Genomic DNA, 17055 nt, shown 5'->3' on the forward strand with positions numbered 1-17055 from the left:
CCGCTCGGTGATCTGGCGGACTGCTTCTTCTTTAAACTCAGGGGTAAATCGTGGTGTGCCCATAGACTCCTCCTATGCTCAAAATATAGGGCAGATTTGTCTATGGGCTCGGGGTCACTCCAACCTGTTAAGCCATTTCTCATACTCTCTCCTAATCAAGTATGCCGTCGATGTGGTTTAAACCTGATTTTCGTTCAAACCTAACGTTATCCATATGTGCCATAATCATGCACTTTTCTCTCCGATTTCTAATTCTATGCTGGAAGCAATGCATTAAGACGTGACAGTGTTACACCCAATCTGCAGTAACGTTTTTATCCTAATGATCAGATCCTAAGACATATCACCGGCTAATTTGGTCAAGAATTATACTCAATGTGTAATCAAGACTTGCTGTAGATGATGACTACTATAGAGAGTAATGACCGCTATGGAGAGTAAGAGCGCAGTCTGAGCGAATGACTGCTATAGAGAGTGATTATCAAAAGGAATTCAATGACTGCTATGAAGAGTATTCGGAGAGTATAGGTATTTCCCTCGGTCAAGATGCTTAGGGCCGAGTGTAACTTAGCAGAGTCAATATTTAGTGTTAGTGCCTACTAACATCCCTATTCACAAGGGTTGCGAGGTTAGTGACTACCAGGGCAGTTGTTGATATTGGCCGAATATAGTCGGTATATACTCTCTATAGCAGTCATTTTGAAACAGAGAAAATTTCGTTTCCTCGCTATAGCGGTTGAGAAGATGACGTCACTAATGACCGCTATAGCGAGTGAATTGGTGATTATCAAACCATCTCTCTCAAGAAAATGACTGCTGTAGTGAGAATGATCATGATCACATATTTGATTCGGAATTGAGCATGACCGCTATAGCGAGATGCCTCTCGCTATAGCGGTCAACATACGAGGAAGTGATAAGCCGAAAGATGAGGATTAATTTTTTTTGCTCTTCCTGATGGTTTCAAGCATTGCGAGTTCTTCTTCTGACAACATCACCATTTTGCCGGCCGTCTCCTTCTTGGCCTTTGGAGCCGCCCTCGCCTTCACCGGCTTCTTAGCGGGTACGATTTCAACTTCATTGTCCAGTTCATCGTCCTCAAGTTCAGGAAGACTGATTGGGATACTTGCAGGTCTGAGTTTCGGCTGACGGTAGTGGATCGAAAAGTAGATCGTCGATCCTCTTTTGAACTCTGTGTAATCGAGATAACCGATCTCTTTCAGCTGCTCCATAGCCCTTCTTACAGTGGCGTATTGAGTATTAGGCCGAGAGGTCAAATTTAACCGAGCCTGGAGGCGTTGCATGGACACCGGGGCGGGATCTGGGGGCAAGCTCTCGATGAAGGTGTAAAGCGCCTGTGCAGACTCCTTACGCGCTAATTCATTGATAGCTCGAAGCTGAAGCAACACCTTGCGATCAAATTGATAGAGTTCAAAGATCTTAGGATCGGCTTGCAGGGTAACAGTGTCATTTTTCACGCTGTATTTTGCTGACTGAACCAGGTGCGTCACGTAGTACTCACCCTCTTTGTTGGCAAAGTGGATGGTATTCGTTGCAATGCGTGTCAGAGAGGCTTCCAGACGCGTTCTAAGCTTCGCAGAGGAGCGTAATGATGGAATACCACAGAGTTTGGCGAAATCAACGAAGGGAAGCGTTACGCTATCTCCCAGCACTTTATATTTCGCAAAAGCATGAATGATCCCGACCCATGCTTTGAAGTCGTTATCCATATCAAGACGTGCACCTGTGATTTTGATATTTTCATAACCTTCAGCCTTTACGATCGTGAGCTGTTTAAGCTCATCGGTGACGTCCATTGTAGACATCTGATTTTTACGACCATTTGCAGTGGATTTAAGCGTGGGAACAAATAGCCCCAGCCTCATCAACGCAACGGGCTGAACAGTATTATTACTGTTAGGTGTGAGGTGAACAACTTCACCGGTTCGTTTGTCTGTTTCACTGAATGCATCAGCTATCAGGTTGATTTCTTGTTCTTTTTTCGGCATTTGGAAAATCCGTGATTTGAACAAGCGATAGTCGCCGTTACTCGTTACAGTGGATACTATCACTCACTACAGCGGTTATTCTACTCACTATAGCGGTTTAATTACTCTCTATAGTAGTCTTTCTACTCTCTATAGCAGTCAGCGATCAACGCTAAAGCCTAGTCCCGCAAGGCATCAGAGCGATCCGGGATCTGTATGGGACATATAGGTTCTTATTAGGATCTGTTATTGGATCTATCCAGTTGATAACTTTAAAACCAATAAATTGCCCATTTTGCGTGCTGTTTTCGGTGCATAACTATTTAAAACTTAGAACCCAGAAAATGTAGTGGTTTGACCGAACCTATGAGCAGCTGGTGTTTGACCATAATTTCGAGTAACTGGCTTATTAACAAGCAAATCAGCTCGTTACTTACTATAGCAGTCATAATGTTCTCTCTATATTGGTCATCTCTGCTCTCTATAGCAGTCAAGATGCTCGTTATATTGGTCATTACACTCACTACAGCAGTCAATGACAGGCGCTTAGACCACTGATAGCAAGGCCTGTGGCGTTGTCGGGATCTGTTTAGGATCTCAATGGGATCATATTAGGATCAAGTTATTGGATCTGACCTGTGGATAATGGGGATAAATAAAGGAACGCTATAAGCCTGTAAGCTATATCCAGTCATACATCTCAAAGGGAAAGAACTGGCCTCACTGATGACTGGTCATCGCATTGATACAGTGAGTACCTACGGGGAATACTGTGGTTTGTGGTTGTAATGATTGAGGATTTCTAATGAGCTTGTACTAAACACCGCTTCAAACAGAGCTCGTATAACAGTACTGATGCCTGGCTTCTGGATCTTAAAACGTATTGTTGACTCTCAACAGCAACTCATGATGACTGCTATAGAGAGAAGATGACTATTGTAGTGAGTATCCACATTCGTCTTTATTCCAATGAGTTGGTATGGGTTTGCTTAGGTGTGAGTAGAACGTGCAACGCTAAAGACCGCTATAGTGAGTAACTTACTCGCTTTAGTAGTCATTTGGATTGAGATTACCCATGACATACACTTTCGGCTTTCAGCAAAATCTAGCTCGTCAAGCCTTTCACATTGCCTGTAAGCAGTAACTAGTTGCGACATTTGATAGTGTTGAGTGCCCTCTCATTCCTTCTCAATTCCATGTTCATTTCAATTTTTCGCTTGTGTAGATACTCAGCTAGACATCGATCAGATCAATGTCCATTCATGGGGAATCCAATAACCATCGAGTGAAATCTTCAGAATAGTAGAAGCAGGATTTGTTGAGATAATGGCGTAGTGAAAGGGCTGTTGAAACAGAAGATGAGTGATGGCTTAGATTTGTTAGAACAAGAGGAAGTAATCAGTAACTTGCTGATGTAAATACGTAAAAAAGTATAATACACTTCTCTTTTAATGGGTTGGAAAGCTTTTGAACTCTACGTTGGAACACTTTTTTATACATCCCCAACATTATTTCGCTCAGCAACACCTCTTCTTGCTGTCTTTAAAGCATCAGCTGTACCGCAAGACCGAAGTAATATGCCGTTTAAAAATTAATTTCCAAAGGCATTAAACACGCGAATTTTCCACTAAAAGTCTTATATCTAAGTACGTCAAATGAAGCAATGGGAGAGCAGACTCTAAAGTGTTTGATGGATAATCAGCGAGCTGAGGGCCTTTAGTTTGAATAAGACCCCATACACTAAACCTCGTGAACGCTATATCATCCTGAGACGATTGCCCGAGTCTATAGCCTAATCACTACAATCTAGTGCTGGCTGGCACTTAATGGCGATGCTCAACAGAACCGAGATTTAAAATTCTAGCGAAGCCGTAATCGCCTTCCCTACCTTCCCCCATTGTTTAAACCTTAGGGATTTTACTACCCCCTGAATTGAAGCCGTTCCACATCATATGTTCTTGAGACGATGTAGCCTGGCAACTTCATAGGGTGAAATGAACGCTTATGCCAGGAAAATGGTGAATTCAAGTTGTCCGTAGCACGGAGCATAACCTGAAATGTGGTTACGCCTTGAAATGACAAATTGATGCTTAAGGCCAATTTTACACACTAATTTGTGACGCGTTCTGGTGAATTCTGCTGAGGATTGGTACAGCGAAGCCACTAAAATTCACGTAGCGACGTCAGTGCTAATAAACGATTGTTTTTAAGGGATTCTTGCAGGGAAATACAAATCCAGCACAAGAAATGCGGCAGAATTGTGTTTAAATCAACCTTCAACTCTTATCCACGATATATCCCCCCCCACCCCAACCAAGCTATCCACTTCTAGTTCTGAATCAAACGATTTTATTTCACCGCAGCAATACTTATGTCATTCGTATCGGCTTTGGTATGCATGACCTACTGCACTTTGATGGATACTTCCCTGTGTTAGTCATATCGCCATCAGGATTGTGAGGCTATCCCCAAGAAGAAACGTTTTTTCGACGAACAGATCATGAGTATGTTCTACACGGCCGAGGCTGGGATTGCTGCCCGCAAGCACGCTATTTCAGACACTACCTTCTCTATCTGGTGTAAGAAGTTTGGCGGCATCGAATTCCTTAAGTGAAGCGGGTCAAGTCACTTTAAGAAAGCAATGCCCAGCTCATGAATTTGCTTGCCGAAGTCATTCTGGATAAGAAGGCATTTCAGATGGCTATGGCCCAAAAGTACTGACGATAGATTAAAGCGGGATGCCGCGGGGTTTATAGGAGTGACCGGACTGTCGCAGTGACGTGCCTTCAGACTCATAGGTTTGACCATGTACAACTGCCTTTATAAGTCATAGCGTACAGCTGCTTGTACCTGAGTAGAAAGCCGCATCAATGAACTGAATTTTGCGTGCCGGCGCTTTGGTTTTCGCTGTAGCTGGTGGGTTTAGATGCGTTCAGAGCTATGAGTGACTCACAAGCGAGTTAACTGCATTTATCATTTTAACGCGCTGGGCGAAAAGCTTAGGCAGCGCTTTAAGGGGCTGGTAGCTGAATGGCTTCCTCTTTCTTATACGGATGTACTCAACCTGGCTAGATTGATGAGGGCCATCATGGAAGCCCTCTTCAACTGTCGCCGTATTAATTGCCTGGCCTGTGTAAATGATTATACGGATGCAAGCCTGACTATCACCGTTGCTTTATGGATTTCAGGTGTTCAGGTCGCATATATTCTGGACAGTATCGTGCTTTTAGGAGGCAATCTAGTGACGATAAGAACTGCTCAGGGGCTGGCATTCACCTGCCTGGCTTTTTGAACATGATGTGTAAATTAGGCTCATCCAGCAGGGTCAGCCAAAAATGAACGGATCTAATGTGAGTTCAAATGGACGATTAAGTGAATGCCTGAATGAGCAAAGTTATCAGTGAGAATGCTTACGATAACAGCACGCGTGATAAGTGACGGCAGCACTATAACAAGTGCTTTCCGTATGCAGCGCTGAATTGCCAGACTCAGACTAAATGTGCCGCAGTTAGGTACAACGGGAATTTTTATGAAGGGTCGGTCGACATAGCTGAGTGAATATGGAATTAAAGCTTGGGAGATGGCCATGACGCGCAGATTTTAAGTTACTCCTCAGATCACTCCATGTTTCCCGCTATCCTTTTCACATAACTCTGAACTTGTTTGTTAAATGATTTTTAGATGAGTTCTATGGGAATTTCAATGTGAAATATTTTTTGTTTTCCATTGTATTACAATAAGTTAGGTTGTTTTTGGGAGGGGGGATTTTAATGAACAGATTTGAAAGAGGCACAGCTTTAGTCATAAAGCTTTGCCTCTTGGGATGGATGTTAGCTATCACCTTCAGCTTGCATACGTGCTATCACAGCTTTAACAGCAGCATCAAGTTCTGCTTGATAGGTCGCCGGGAGGCGTGAAAACTCATATGTGACTAATCTTTTTTCACTGTCGGTTTTCTTGCGGGCAAACTGTTTCTTGTCCTTAAAGTCAGCTATTTTTTCCGTGACGACTTGCTTGGGGCCGCGCTTGTTTTTCACCCCGGCATTTTCTGCACGGAAATAAGCGATGATTTTGGCTTTTACACTCGGATCTTCAGGTGCATAAGAGACATCATTATCTATGCGTTCTTGCACCGCTGCAGTGAGTTGCTCAATGCTTATGTGCTGGGCTTTAGCTTTATCAGCTATATCCAGTAATGTCTGATAATCGTTGATGGACAATTCACTAACTGAAGGAAAGACGGCGATCATTTCGTCCGGTACAGCTGCGGCTTGATATGCTCTAGTGACTTTGGCTGCTGAGAGCCCTTCTGCTTCAGCAATCTCAGACTTATTCATATCATCCGGGTACATCAACTGAAGACGCTTTCCAAGCTCACGAAGCGTATGCTCCTTGGCTGTCTGGATGTCGATGGCAAGTTGACGCGCATCTGCAAGGCTTATTTCGTCACGTGTAACCAGCACTTCAAACGATGTGCCATTAAAGATGCAGGCTGCGCGTCGGCGTGAACCATCCAGAACCTCAATTCGCCCATTCATTTCGCGGCCAATAGCCGGGAAGAACTGCTGTAACTTGATCGTACGCGCGATATCACTAACTGATTCCGGGGTCAGAAACGCTTGGTCACGGCCGTTTATCGCTGCATCCACATAGGTGTTTGACTCGATATCATCATGAAGCACCCTTGTAAGGGTAAAGCTTGCTTCTGCACCTGATTTTAAAGTGAAAACGCGCTCGCCATCGATCTCATTCAGCGTTTTAGAGAAGCCTGTTTTACCGAATTGACGGCCAAGTTTTACCATTTCTTTTTTCACTTAATACCTCTTACAAACTCAATTCGCTTAAATACAGCTTGCGTAAAACGCTCAGCTTCACGTTTCGCATTCTTAAGGGCTTCAGCACTACCCGGATAAGAGTGAGGATCTGCGCTGACAATGGTGTCGAAACTCTCACCGCAACGCTCAAAGCCATCAAGGCGCGGTAGTGAGGCGTCGAGAATGTAGGAGGTAAATACATCACGAGCCAGACCATGCGTCATTTCATGATCCCGCTTAGACGTCATTTTCGACATAAAACCGATATTACCTTTGATGCGGGGAGTGATGCCCTCTTCCTCCAGCTGCTCAAGCATTTCGGGCAGGCGCGTCAAATACTTCAGCGTGGAATGAAAATCTACCTGTGCCGGCGGCGTAGGAGTCAACAGTAAATCGCTGGCGGCAATGGCGTTAAGCATGAAGGCATCTAGATGCGGACCCGTATCAATAAAGATGAAGTCATAGTCCTGTCCAACACGATCAATAATATTCCGTCGCAGTACATCAGAGGGAAGTACCCCCGGTAAATGCTGATTAACCAGGTCATTCCATTGGCTCGCTATAAAGCCATCATCAATCGAAGCTGGGATGATATCCACACCGGGAATAATGGTCGGCTTAATGATGTCTTCTTTGATTTGCTCAGCATCCAGATCGTTTAACATAGCCTGAGCTGCTGTCTCGACGATTGAGCCAATACTATTCGTGTGATTAAGGAACATGGTGCTGGATGCCTGAGGATCGAGGTCAATCACCAGCGTACGCAGGTCATATTGTAATAGGTCTGGGTGAACACGCAGGCCATGAGCAAGGGTAACCGTGGTGACTGTTTTTGATACGCCACCCTTAAGGTTAACCACGAACACTACAAACGGACCTTCTCCTGCATGAATATCGCGATACTTTGGCACTTTGCGATGAGCGTAAATATCAACCACATCCTGAATGGTTAATGCATAGTGCTTGGCATTACCGGCGTCCTTTTTGCCAAACACATGCCCTTTAGATTCCATTTCTTCTACAGCTTGCTCGACAGCTCGGCGGCTAAGCTTAGGTAGATTAGCTACCGAATTTCGCGTGAATGTCTGGTAATACTGATCGAGTCCGTATTCATTACGTCTATCAGTGATGTCATCACTCATGCTGCGAAGCATGGCATTTGCCCTACGTGCTGTTACGTCTACCCCACCGTAATTACTTTTCATTACTCCGCTCCGTTGGTAACTTTTGCAGCCAGTGTACAGCTTATGATGCTGCGTGCAACTTTTAACGATATTCTTTAAAAAGTTGTACCGAGCATGAGATGTTGATCTCACTCATCGTTGCTCAATTAGCAGCCTTCTTCCTTCTATGAGCTAACGCCAATTAGACAATGGTGATGCGATTTGCTGCACCCTTCCCCCACTTCTCTTATCTACGACTACGTGATGAAAAAACGCAGAAGTACCCACGGACATTTCAATGTTAAGTTAATGAAAAATATATGTTTTTGTTTTTTATTTCAGATTGAAATTCCCTTGGATATCTGCGTTTCTCCCGCCCGTTGAAGCGAAGAGATACCTTGTTATCCTATCAAACCCCTAGAGATGATTTTTTAAATGTCTTTCATCAGAATGATGTGCATTCAAAGTTATTGCTGTACTCACTCGTGAAATTTTATGGCGGTAATTAGAACGTGGTTTTTTCATATTTTTTTCTGCTTCTACAGGCTATAACCAATCTTGGCAATAGTGAATTTATAGATACAATGCTCTATCAAATGGAATGTTCAGGATGGATTCATGTCAATTATGAAGGCTTCAGCTTTACTTTCTCTTCTATCACTCTTCGCTTTCGATGCGATCAGCGCTGAGTGTTCACCTCAGCAAGTTCAAAATAACAAGATGAATAATTTCATTCTCTTTGATGAGCAGCCTTCAGCTGACACTCCTAAAGCAATGGAACTAACCATCGAAAGCCGTGATGGTTTCATCCACAGTTCAGTTTCAGCTATTTTCAGCCGTTGCGGAGAATTGATAAAAGCAGAGTTTTCTAAGGAAAAGAACTACCAAACGGGAAGTCGAGTGCTAACGGCGACCTACTCTGCAGAAATCAATAAAAAAGAGTATGGCTGGAAAACAAATTTGAAGTTTGATAACGCCATGACTGATACAGACTCAAAAAAGAAAACCGAACTCTTTAGCCAGCAAGTTGAGGGCGTGATCTTATTAGGGAAAAATGGAGTAATAAGTAAGTCAGGTGATAGATTTGAAGCAATGACAGAAAATCAACATCAAATTGGAGTAGCGAATACATCTTTCCGCTTCGATGCGGCTGGGCGGTTACTGAGCACGGATAGAAGAAGTAATCTTCGTTCAGATAATGCTAAAACAGACTATGAGTATGATGCCAGTGGACGACTTCTTCAGAAACGCTCAGCATCGGTCTTGGACATCTATTCCTATGATCAAACAGGTAGAGAGCTCAGTTTAACTTCAACGGCAACCTATTTCACCGTGGAGAAGACAGTGACCACCTGCCATGAGTGGAATGAATTGGGTAGATGCACATTGGCTAACCAGCATATAACGATAACCACTCCCAATGCCAAGTCTGGAGTTAATTCTGTTCAGGAACATGATGCTATCCTCAAAACATCTATCAGCTATTGGTAATGAGCGTAGACGTAGAAGAGAACTATTTCTGATAGGGTTCTGTGAGTTATGGCGCTACCTTGGGAGTTAAAAGTACTAACTGATGTCGAAACCAATCAAAAGCATTAGGTAGTTCAGGAAGCTGTCAACAAAAATGCCCCTCAGAAATTCAGCGTTCTTACAATTTCAACCAGATTTTACAGGCCTTGAATATGAGTATCATTCAAGGCCATTGGTGCATAATGAATCGATTCTTACATGGGAAACACTGCAGGTTTGTAGTTCGTTGTGCGAACCTATTTTAACAACATTTTGATTTCCCTTGTTCTTTGGGAAATCGAAATAGACCGGGTGTAATGTTTAGCGCTTACTGAAAATGATTATCTTATTGACCCTGGTGTATAGAACATCCCTCCGCGTCATAGCGTTCTATAGTAGTATGAATAATCATAAATATTATCTGCTAGTGCGGAGGTAACTCTAAATTGGCTATCGGAGATTTACGCTCAATGGGCATCTCATCTTTTAGCGTGCTGTGAGGCTCTAATACACTCTGGCTACAGGGATCTCGTTCCAGTTGGTAGTCCAGGCGTTGCTCAACAATTCACGTTTCATTTTCCACTCTGTATCGATACCTTGACCAGCAAACCACACATTGCCAAGTCCGGACTGGTTGATACCATCCAGAACCTTCATGAGCTTTTCGCTGTTGGCCCGAGGTTGATTTTCATCGAACAGATTCAACTGGCTCACTCCATTAGGCGTAAAATCATCGAGCATGACGCCGGCTTTCATATACCTTTTTCCTTCAAGCCAGATTTGATCAAGGGACTTCATCGCAACATCAATGATCTCTCTGGTATCTTGCGTAGGAAGCGAAAGCTTCATACCTGCAGTGTTGCCATAATAGCTCTCATTATGTGCATGGGGTGACGTTTGAATGAACATGCTGACATGGCGACAGTACTGACGTTTACCGCGTAGTTTTTCTGCTGCGCGCGTTGCGTACTGGCAAAGTGCTTGCTGCATGGCAGACTTTGTTGTGATGCGTTCACCGAAACTACGACTACAAACGATTTGCTGCTTGGCTGGAGGAAGCTCTTCTAAGGGTATGCAGGATTCGCCGTTAAGCTCTCGCACAGTACGCTCCAGTACTACGCTGAAGTTGTCACGGATGAATTTAGGATGAGCGCGTGAAAGATGGAGCGCGGTTTCAATTCCCAGCAGGTTTAGTCTTTTAGCAATTCGCCGGCCAACCCCCCAAATCTCCTCGACAGGCTGATTTTCCAAAAGAGTAGTGGTGCGCTGCGGATTGCTGGGCGTTAGCGCCAGTACCCCGCGGAATTGTTTCCACTCTTTGCTTGCCCATTGCGCTGATTTAGCGAGGGTCTTTGTGGGCCCTATGCCTACGCCCACGGTAAGGCCAGTTGTTCGAAGCACGTGAGCACGAAGACGCCGGCCAAAATCTTCGAAACCTTCGCACCCGTCAATGCCAGTCAAGTCAAGAAACATCTCATCGATACTATATTGTTCGACCCGTGGAGCGATCTCCTCAATAGATGTCATAACTCGCTGCGACAGTGAGTGATTTATGTGGAATACAAAAACAACGTCCGGCAAGGTCCATTTTTGCCATCTCATTTTAATTAACGTACCCGCGCAACGGGAATGTCAGACCAGCGTGTTGTCCACGCAGGACTGAGCATTTCCCGTTTCATTTTCCATTCAGTATTTATCCCCTGTCCGGCAAACCAGATGTTCCCCAGCCCTGACTGATTAATGCCATCAAGTACCTTCATCAGTTGCGCACTGTTTGCCCTTGGTTTGTTCTCTTCGAAGAGACTGAGTTGTGTAATACCGTTCGGCGTAAAATCATCCAGAGCAATACCCGCTTTCATATAGCGCCGGTTGTCCAGCCAGATACGATCAAGTGAACGCATAGCGACTTCGATAATGTCGCGTGTATCCTGAGTGGGAAGGGCAAGTTTTTCGCCAGCATTGTTCCCGTAGAACACTTCATTAACGGCGTGTGGTGACGTCCGGATAAAAATCCCGACGTGACGGCAAAACTGACGCTCTCCCCTTAATTTTTCAGCTGCGCGCGTTGCGTACTGGCACAGTGCCTGCTGCATGCTTTCCTTAGAGGTAATGCGTTCCCCAAAAGAACGTGAACAGACAATCTGCTGTTTGGCCGGAGGAAGCTCTTCAAGTGGTATGCATGATTCGCCATTAAGCTCACGTACCGTCCGTTCCAGTACAACGGAAAAGTTATCCCGGATGAACTTCGGACTGGCCTGTGAGAGCTGAAGTGCGGTAGTGATGCCCATCTGGTTCAGGCGCTTACCGATGCGTCGCCCCACGCCCCAGATTTCCTCAACTGGCTGGTTTTCAAGAAGAGTTGCCGTTCTCCTCGGATTGCCTTTTGTCAGCGCCAGCACGCCACGAAATTGCTTCCACTCCTTGCTTGCCCACTGCGCAGATTTTGCCAGCGTCTTGGTTGGCCCCATGCCCACACCTACGGTAAGACCCGTAGTGCTGAGCACGTGTGTTCTGAGGCGCCGACCAAAATGTTCAAAGTCTTCACAGCCGTCTATGCCCGTCAGGTCCAGGAACATTTCGTCAATGCTGTACTGCTCTACGCGAGGTGTCATCTCTTCCAGAGCAGTCATGACTCGCTGGCTGAGGTTATGGTAAAGCCCGTAGTTCGAGCTGAAAATAAAGACCTTTTCTGGAAAACCTTCCGTTTTTATCTGAAACCAGGGTGCTCCCATTTTTATGCCCAGCGCTTTCGCGCCGGCACTGCGGGCAATGACACAGCCGTCATTATTGCTGAGCACGACAACGGGTTTGCCACGTATATCCGGCCTGAACAGCGCTTCGCAGCTGGCATAAAATGAGTTGACGTCCGCAAGTCCAAACATAGGCATAGCTACTTCCTGCGCGCACGCGTGCTGTTAAAGAACCAGGTGACAACACCAAGCAACTGAAGCTCTTCCGGGTATATCACGGAGTAGGCGGGATTCATGGGCAGCAATGCAAGTCGCGGTTGCAGCTGCAAACGCTTAACGGTGAACTCACCGTTGACTTCAGCAATGACAATATCGCCGTGCGAGGCTTCTTCGGCGCGGTCAACCACCATGACATCACCGTCACAAAGACCCAGCTCCTGCATGCTGCTTCCGCTTGCGCGAACAAAGAACGTAGAAGCGCGGCGTTTTATGCAGAGCTCGTTCAGATCTAACTCTTTCTCCACATAATCCTGGGCAGGGGAGGGGAATCCAGCAGCGCATGGATCTGCGTAAAGCGGCACTCTTAGCGGCGGCGTAAATACGGGAGGCCAGAGTAGCGTCAGGCCCTGCGTGTAACTAACGGCCTTCATTTTTTAAATCCCGGGCACCTGGCAATGATTGATTTAGTAAAAAAGATGAAATGCGCATGAAAACCCCCAAACTAATACTGTTCATGTATACAGTATTAATGAGCTTCGAAGCGCTGACAAGTGGGGAGATGTGACTTATTCGAATAAAAAGGGTGCTGCTCAGTACGATCAATCCCTTAGAAGACAATTTTACAAAAGGATTCTCGTGTACCTATGGGCAGCTTTGAGCGAGGAGCTGACGTCAAAACTATGGGATAGGAATGTTATGCCGCATTAGACATAACATCTATTGTCCAACTGGCATGAAAAAGCCCGTTTTGCGGGCTTCAGTCGTAGATTTCGCGTCGATGGCTTATATAGGGGGCAGCATGGGAAAGAGAAATCATCTTACGTTAAGCATTTGGGCTTAAGAGGTGATTTCGTTCCATTGAGCAGAAACCCATGACTGTAAGGGATGTACGGAACTATCTTTCGAATAACAGAGGGCGGAGCAGCGGTAGTTCAGGTGGTTATCTATACCATACTGGTAAAAAAAAGCCTTGGCATAGGATATTTTTCCTTTTCCAAGCGGCCCCCACCTTGATGCCCGAATGGGCATGTGCTTTGCTTATTATCGCTATGACGAAAAGGTGAAGAATTGTATTTCCCTCTAACTCACACTGCCATAGGACGGTGTTGCGAGCCATAACTCAACCAATAAACTGATTGGAGAAATCCTATGAGTACCGATACCCTCTCCCCGAAAAAAAACGAATCCGCACCTCCCATTTACCTCCATCTGGAAGATGAAAATGGACAGTGTGCATGTGGAGATGATGAGGGCGCTGAGTTGAAGCAAGCGAACTTCGAGACAAAGATCGAAGATAACAAACTCCGAATCAACTTGTCCCAATATGGAGCAATGCCAGTGATAGGCCCAGCAGATGAGATAGCCGCTGTGCGCGTGCACGTTCGCGGCAAAGCGGTGTCAGTGTTTGCTATCTACGAAGACCCACAGAAAACCGCAACTATGGGCTGTTGTTCTGGCTCTGGATGCAGTTGCTATGCACGCGGTTGCTATTGCTAGCAAGTAGGGCCCATCAGGTGTCCGGATTTACCATAACACCCCTTCCGGCACCTTTCCCCGGCTCAAATCCCGAAAAATGCCCTTGATGATTTCGGCGCATTTGCATAGCTATGCAGTGAAAACTCTTCTCCAAAGATTAATGCATACAGATGTTGAAAACGTCCGCTCCTGGCACGAAACTGCCAATGCATGGGCGAAAAAGCTGTAGTAAGCGATCAGCGGACATTTTCCTTATTGAGGACATAACAACTCAATCACACTTGTTGACTGGAATTTTATTTCTACTATTCTGGAAATATAGATAAATGGGGATTGCTATGGACCTGAACACTGCAGCCAGCGCCTTAAAGGAACTCGGCCATCCTACGCGGCTGGCCGTTTACAAAACGCTGGTTAAGGCCGGACATGGTGGGTTGCCGGTCGGCGATATACAGAAGCATCTGGATATCCCTGCATCCACGCTGAGCCATCATCTTTCCGCGCTGATGTCTGTCGGGCTTATCCGCCAGGATCGTCAGGGGCGTACGCTGTTTTGCCTGCCACAGTATGAGCGGCTGGAGCAGCTGCTGGCCTTTCTCGTCGAAGAGTGCTGCAGCGGAGAAGGGGGATGCGGCTTCAGCCTGCCCACACAGTTAACGGAGAAAACACAATGAACCTGACGGACATGACGCTACCCAATATCGATGCTGACCTGTTTGATGCACCGGTGACGACCGCAAAGCTGGCGGCGACAGAGCTCACTCATGCGCCGCGCATACTGATGCTGTACGGTTCTATACGTGAACGTTCGTTTAGTCGTTTTGCCACGGAAGAAGCGGCTCGACTGCTGACGGCGATGGGAGCCGATATCAGAATTTTTAATCCATCCGGCTTGCCTCTTCCCGATGACGCGCCTGAAACGCACCCTAAGGTTGCCGAGCTGCGCGAGCTGGTGCTGTGGTCAGAAGGCATGGTGTGGTGTTCACCGGAGCGTCACGGCGCGATGACCGGCGTGATGAAAGCGCAGATTGACTGGATACCGCTGGCAACCGGCGCGGTGCGCCCGTCACAGGGTAAAACGCTGGCGGTGATGCAGGTCAGCGGCGGCTCTCAGTCGTTTAACGCGGTGAATCAGATGCGTATTCTGGGGCGCTGGATGCGCATGATCACCATCCCTAATCAGTCTTCCGTGGCCAAAGCCTGGGCGGAATTCGATGAAGCGGGTCGGATGAAGCCGTCGGCCTATTACGAGCGCATCGTGGACGTGATGGAAGAACTGATGAAGTTCACCGTGTTGACGCGTGGACGAAGCGACTACCTGACCGACCGCTACAGCGAGAGAAAGGAGAGCGCGGAGCAGCTCTCAGCCAGGGTTAACCAGCGCAGCATCTGATAAAACCGGCGAAACGCCGGTTTTTCTTTTCATCCTTTCTGATTACTGGCTGACGCGTTTACCGTCCGCACCAATCACCACTTCGCCATCTTCTTTAGTAAACGGGCCCTGTTGCGGGTCAGGCAGAATGTCCAGCACGACTTCTGAAGGGCGGCAAAGCTTTGTTCCCAGCGGCGTTACCACTATCGGGCGATTAATCAGGATCGGGTGAGCAAGCATGGCATCCAGTAGCTGTTCATCTGAGAAGCTGTCGCTGGCGAGGCCCAGCTGTTCATACGGGTCAGTATTTTTACGCAGCAGCGCCCGTACACCGGTACCCATCGCTTCAATCAGCGCTTCAAGCGTTTCACGCGTCGGCGGGGTTTCAAGGTAATGGATCACTACGGGTTCTGCGCCGCTGTTGCGGATCAGCGCCAGCGTATTGCGCGAAGTGCCGCAGGCGGGATTGTGATAAATGGTGATGTCAGACATGGTAAAACCTCGTGTATGGGGGCCGCATGCGCCGCCCCGGATTATCGTCAGATCGACAGACGCAGCGCGAGCGCGGCAAGCGTAACGGTCAGCACCGGCAGCGTCATAACGATGCCGACCCGGAAGTAGTAACCCCAGCTGATACGGATGTTTTTCTGTGACAGCACGTGCAGCCACAGGAGTGTTGCCAGGCTGCCAATTGGCGTGATTTTTGGCCCAAGATCGCAGCCGATAATGTTGGCGTAAATCATGGCCTCACGCACGATACCCTGTGCCGAACTGGCATCAATGGAAAGCGCGCCAATCAGCACCGTGGGCATATTGTTCATGACTGATGAGAGGAGGGCAGTGAGATACCCGGTACCCATCGCCGCCCCCCAGACACCCGAAGCGGAGAAATCATTGAGCAGCGTGGTCAGATACTCCGTCAGACCTGCATTACGTAATCCATAGACCACCAGGTACATGCCCAGTGAAAACACCACGATCTGCCAGGGCGCATTGCGCAGCACCTTGCGGGTATCAATCACGTGCCCGCGCCGCGCGATCAGCCAGAGGATCAGTGCGCCGACAGCCGCGACCAGGCTCACCGGCACGCCGAGCGGTTCCAGCGCAAAGAAGCCAGCCAGCAGCAAAATAAGCACCACCCATCCGGTGCGAAACATGCTGATATCACGTATGGCGTCACGTGGTGCTTTGAGCTTCGCCTCGTCATACTTTGCCGGGATTTCCTTCCGGAAAAACAGGTGCAGCATAACGAGTGTCGCCAGCACTGAGGCAATATTGACCGGCACCATAACCGACGCGTAATCACTGAATCCCAGATGGAAAAAGTCCGCCGAAACGATGTTGACCAGGTTAGACACGATAAGCGGCAGGCTTGACGTATCGGCAATAAAACCCGCAGCCATCACGAACGCCAGCGTCGCACCACGGCTGAATCCGAGCGCCAGCAACATGGCAATCACGATCGGCGTCAGTATCAGCGCCGCCCCATCGTTAGCGAACAACGCTGCCACCGCCGCGCCCAGCAGCACGATATACGTGAATAGCAGCTTTCCGTTGCCGCCACCCCAGCGTGCTACGTGCAGCGCTGCCCACTCAAAAAATCCTGACTCATCCAGCAGCAGGCTGATGATAATCACCGCAATGAACGTGGCCGTGGCGTTCCAGACTATCTGCCAGACCACGGGAATATCCCCTGGGTGTACCACGCCCGTAATCAACGCCAGCGCGGCTCCGGCCACCGCGCTCCATCCAATACTGAGCCCGCGCGGCTGCCAGATGACGAACACCAGGGTGAGAATAAAAATTGCGCCTGCCAGCAGCATG

Annotated in this window: 10 protein-coding genes and 2 pseudogenes; 4 read left to right on the forward strand and 8 right to left on the reverse strand. The window is 47.3% G+C overall.

The genetic code is table 11. From position 1 onward, the window contains the following. Positions 1–935: 935 nt before the first annotated feature. Positions 936–2009, reverse strand: a complete 1074-nt coding sequence (locus PanJK_RS22520; RefSeq protein ID WP_265303144.1) for a RepB family plasmid replication initiator protein — start codon at positions 2007–2009, stop codon at positions 936–938. A gap of 2479 nt (positions 2010–4488) precedes the next feature. Between PanJK_RS22520 and PanJK_RS22525 the strand changes: the two are divergent. Beyond that, positions 4489–5546 (forward strand): annotated as a pseudogene (locus PanJK_RS22525) (IS3 family transposase). 272 nt (positions 5547–5818) lie between these two features. Here PanJK_RS22525 and PanJK_RS22530 read toward each other — a convergent pair. Both PanJK_RS22530 and PanJK_RS22535 read right to left on the reverse strand, forming a co-directional pair. Next, on the reverse strand, positions 5819–6802 hold the full coding sequence (locus PanJK_RS22530; protein ID WP_265303146.1) for a ParB/RepB/Spo0J family partition protein: 984 nt from the start codon (positions 6800–6802) through the stop codon (positions 5819–5821). Further along, the gene (locus PanJK_RS22535) at positions 6799–8007 is read right to left on the reverse strand and encodes an AAA family ATPase (protein ID WP_222185884.1); all 1209 of its coding nucleotides are present in this window, start codon (positions 8005–8007) and stop codon (positions 6799–6801) included. The genes PanJK_RS22530 and PanJK_RS22535 overlap by 4 nt, the downstream gene beginning before the upstream one ends. Before the next feature lie 576 nt (positions 8008–8583). On the opposite strand from PanJK_RS22535, the gene PanJK_RS22540 reads away from it, so the two are divergent. Beyond that, positions 8584–9456: a hypothetical protein gene (locus PanJK_RS22540; protein ID WP_265303148.1), complete on the forward strand. Its 873-nt coding sequence runs from the start codon at positions 8584–8586 to the stop codon at positions 9454–9456. Between the two features lie 522 nt (positions 9457–9978). On the opposite strand, the pseudogene umuC (PanJK_RS22545) reads toward PanJK_RS22540, so the two are convergent. From umuC (PanJK_RS22545) to umuD, 3 genes and pseudogenes are all read right to left on the reverse strand, one after another. Next, a pseudogene (gene umuC, locus PanJK_RS22545) lies at positions 9979–11022 on the reverse strand (translesion error-prone DNA polymerase V subunit UmuC); the annotation flags it as partial. Positions 11023–11081: 59 nt separating this feature from the next. Beyond that, positions 11082–12356 (reverse strand): translesion error-prone DNA polymerase V subunit UmuC, encoded by a 1275-nt coding sequence (gene umuC / locus PanJK_RS22550; RefSeq protein WP_137387561.1) that lies wholly within the window; start codon positions 12354–12356, stop codon positions 11082–11084. 8 nt (positions 12357–12364) lie between these two features. Continuing rightward, a complete protein-coding gene (umuD, locus tag PanJK_RS22555; RefSeq protein WP_137387517.1) occupies positions 12365–12814 on the reverse strand; it encodes a translesion error-prone DNA polymerase V autoproteolytic subunit in 450 nt (149 codons plus the stop codon). A gap of 1383 nt (positions 12815–14197) precedes the next feature. Here umuD and PanJK_RS22560 point away from each other — a divergent pair. Both PanJK_RS22560 and arsH read left to right on the forward strand, forming a co-directional pair. Next, complete coding sequence (locus PanJK_RS22560) at positions 14198–14533, forward strand: ArsR/SmtB family transcription factor (protein WP_137387516.1); 336 nt, start codon at positions 14198–14200, stop codon at positions 14531–14533. After that, the gene (gene arsH / locus PanJK_RS22565) at positions 14530–15252 is read left to right on the forward strand and encodes an arsenical resistance protein ArsH (RefSeq protein WP_265303153.1); all 723 of its coding nucleotides are present in this window, start codon (positions 14530–14532) and stop codon (positions 15250–15252) included. Before PanJK_RS22560 ends, arsH begins: the two co-directional genes overlap by 4 nt. A gap of 42 nt (positions 15253–15294) precedes the next feature. On the opposite strand, the gene arsC is transcribed toward arsH, so the two are convergent. Both arsC and PanJK_RS22575 read right to left on the reverse strand, forming a co-directional pair. After that, the gene (arsC, locus tag PanJK_RS22570; RefSeq protein ID WP_137387514.1) at positions 15295–15723 is read right to left on the reverse strand and encodes a glutaredoxin-dependent arsenate reductase; all 429 of its coding nucleotides are present in this window, start codon (positions 15721–15723) and stop codon (positions 15295–15297) included. Positions 15724–15770: 47 nt separating this feature from the next. Next, positions 15771–17054 (reverse strand): arsenic transporter, encoded by a 1284-nt coding sequence (locus PanJK_RS22575; RefSeq protein WP_265303157.1) that lies wholly within the window; start codon positions 17052–17054, stop codon positions 15771–15773. Position 17055: the final 1 nt, after the last annotated feature.

This window comes from Pantoea sp. JK (genome assembly GCF_026130245.1).
In the GTDB taxonomy this organism is placed as follows: Bacteria; Pseudomonadota; Gammaproteobacteria; order Enterobacterales; family Enterobacteriaceae; genus Pantoea; species Pantoea trifolii.

What these genes read in the sequence shown, in the direction of transcription:
- PanJK_RS22560 (WP_137387516.1), top strand. Translation starts at nt 14,198, where the DNA reads ATGGACCTGAACACTGCAGCCAGCGCCTTAAAGGAACTCGGCCATCCT.
- PanJK_RS22535 (WP_222185884.1), bottom strand. Translation starts at nt 8,007, where the DNA reads ATGAAAAGTAATTACGGTGGGGTAGACGTAACAGCACGTAGGGCAAAT.
- arsH (WP_265303153.1), top strand. Translation starts at nt 14,530, where the DNA reads ATGAACCTGACGGACATGACGCTACCCAATATCGATGCTGACCTGTTT.
- PanJK_RS22520 (WP_265303144.1), bottom strand. Translation starts at nt 2,009, where the DNA reads ATGCCGAAAAAAGAACAAGAAATCAACCTGATAGCTGATGCATTCAGT.
- umuC (WP_137387561.1), bottom strand. Translation starts at nt 12,356, where the DNA reads ATGTTTGGACTTGCGGACGTCAACTCATTTTATGCCAGCTGCGAAGCG.
- PanJK_RS22575 (WP_265303157.1), bottom strand. Translation starts at nt 17,054, where the DNA reads ATGCTGCTGGCAGGCGCAATTTTTATTCTCACCCTGGTGTTCGTCATC.
- arsC (WP_137387514.1), bottom strand. Translation starts at nt 15,723, where the DNA reads ATGTCTGACATCACCATTTATCACAATCCCGCCTGCGGCACTTCGCGC.
- umuD (WP_137387517.1), bottom strand. Translation starts at nt 12,814, where the DNA reads ATGAAGGCCGTTAGTTACACGCAGGGCCTGACGCTACTCTGGCCTCCC.
- PanJK_RS22540 (WP_265303148.1), top strand. Translation starts at nt 8,584, where the DNA reads ATGTCAATTATGAAGGCTTCAGCTTTACTTTCTCTTCTATCACTCTTC.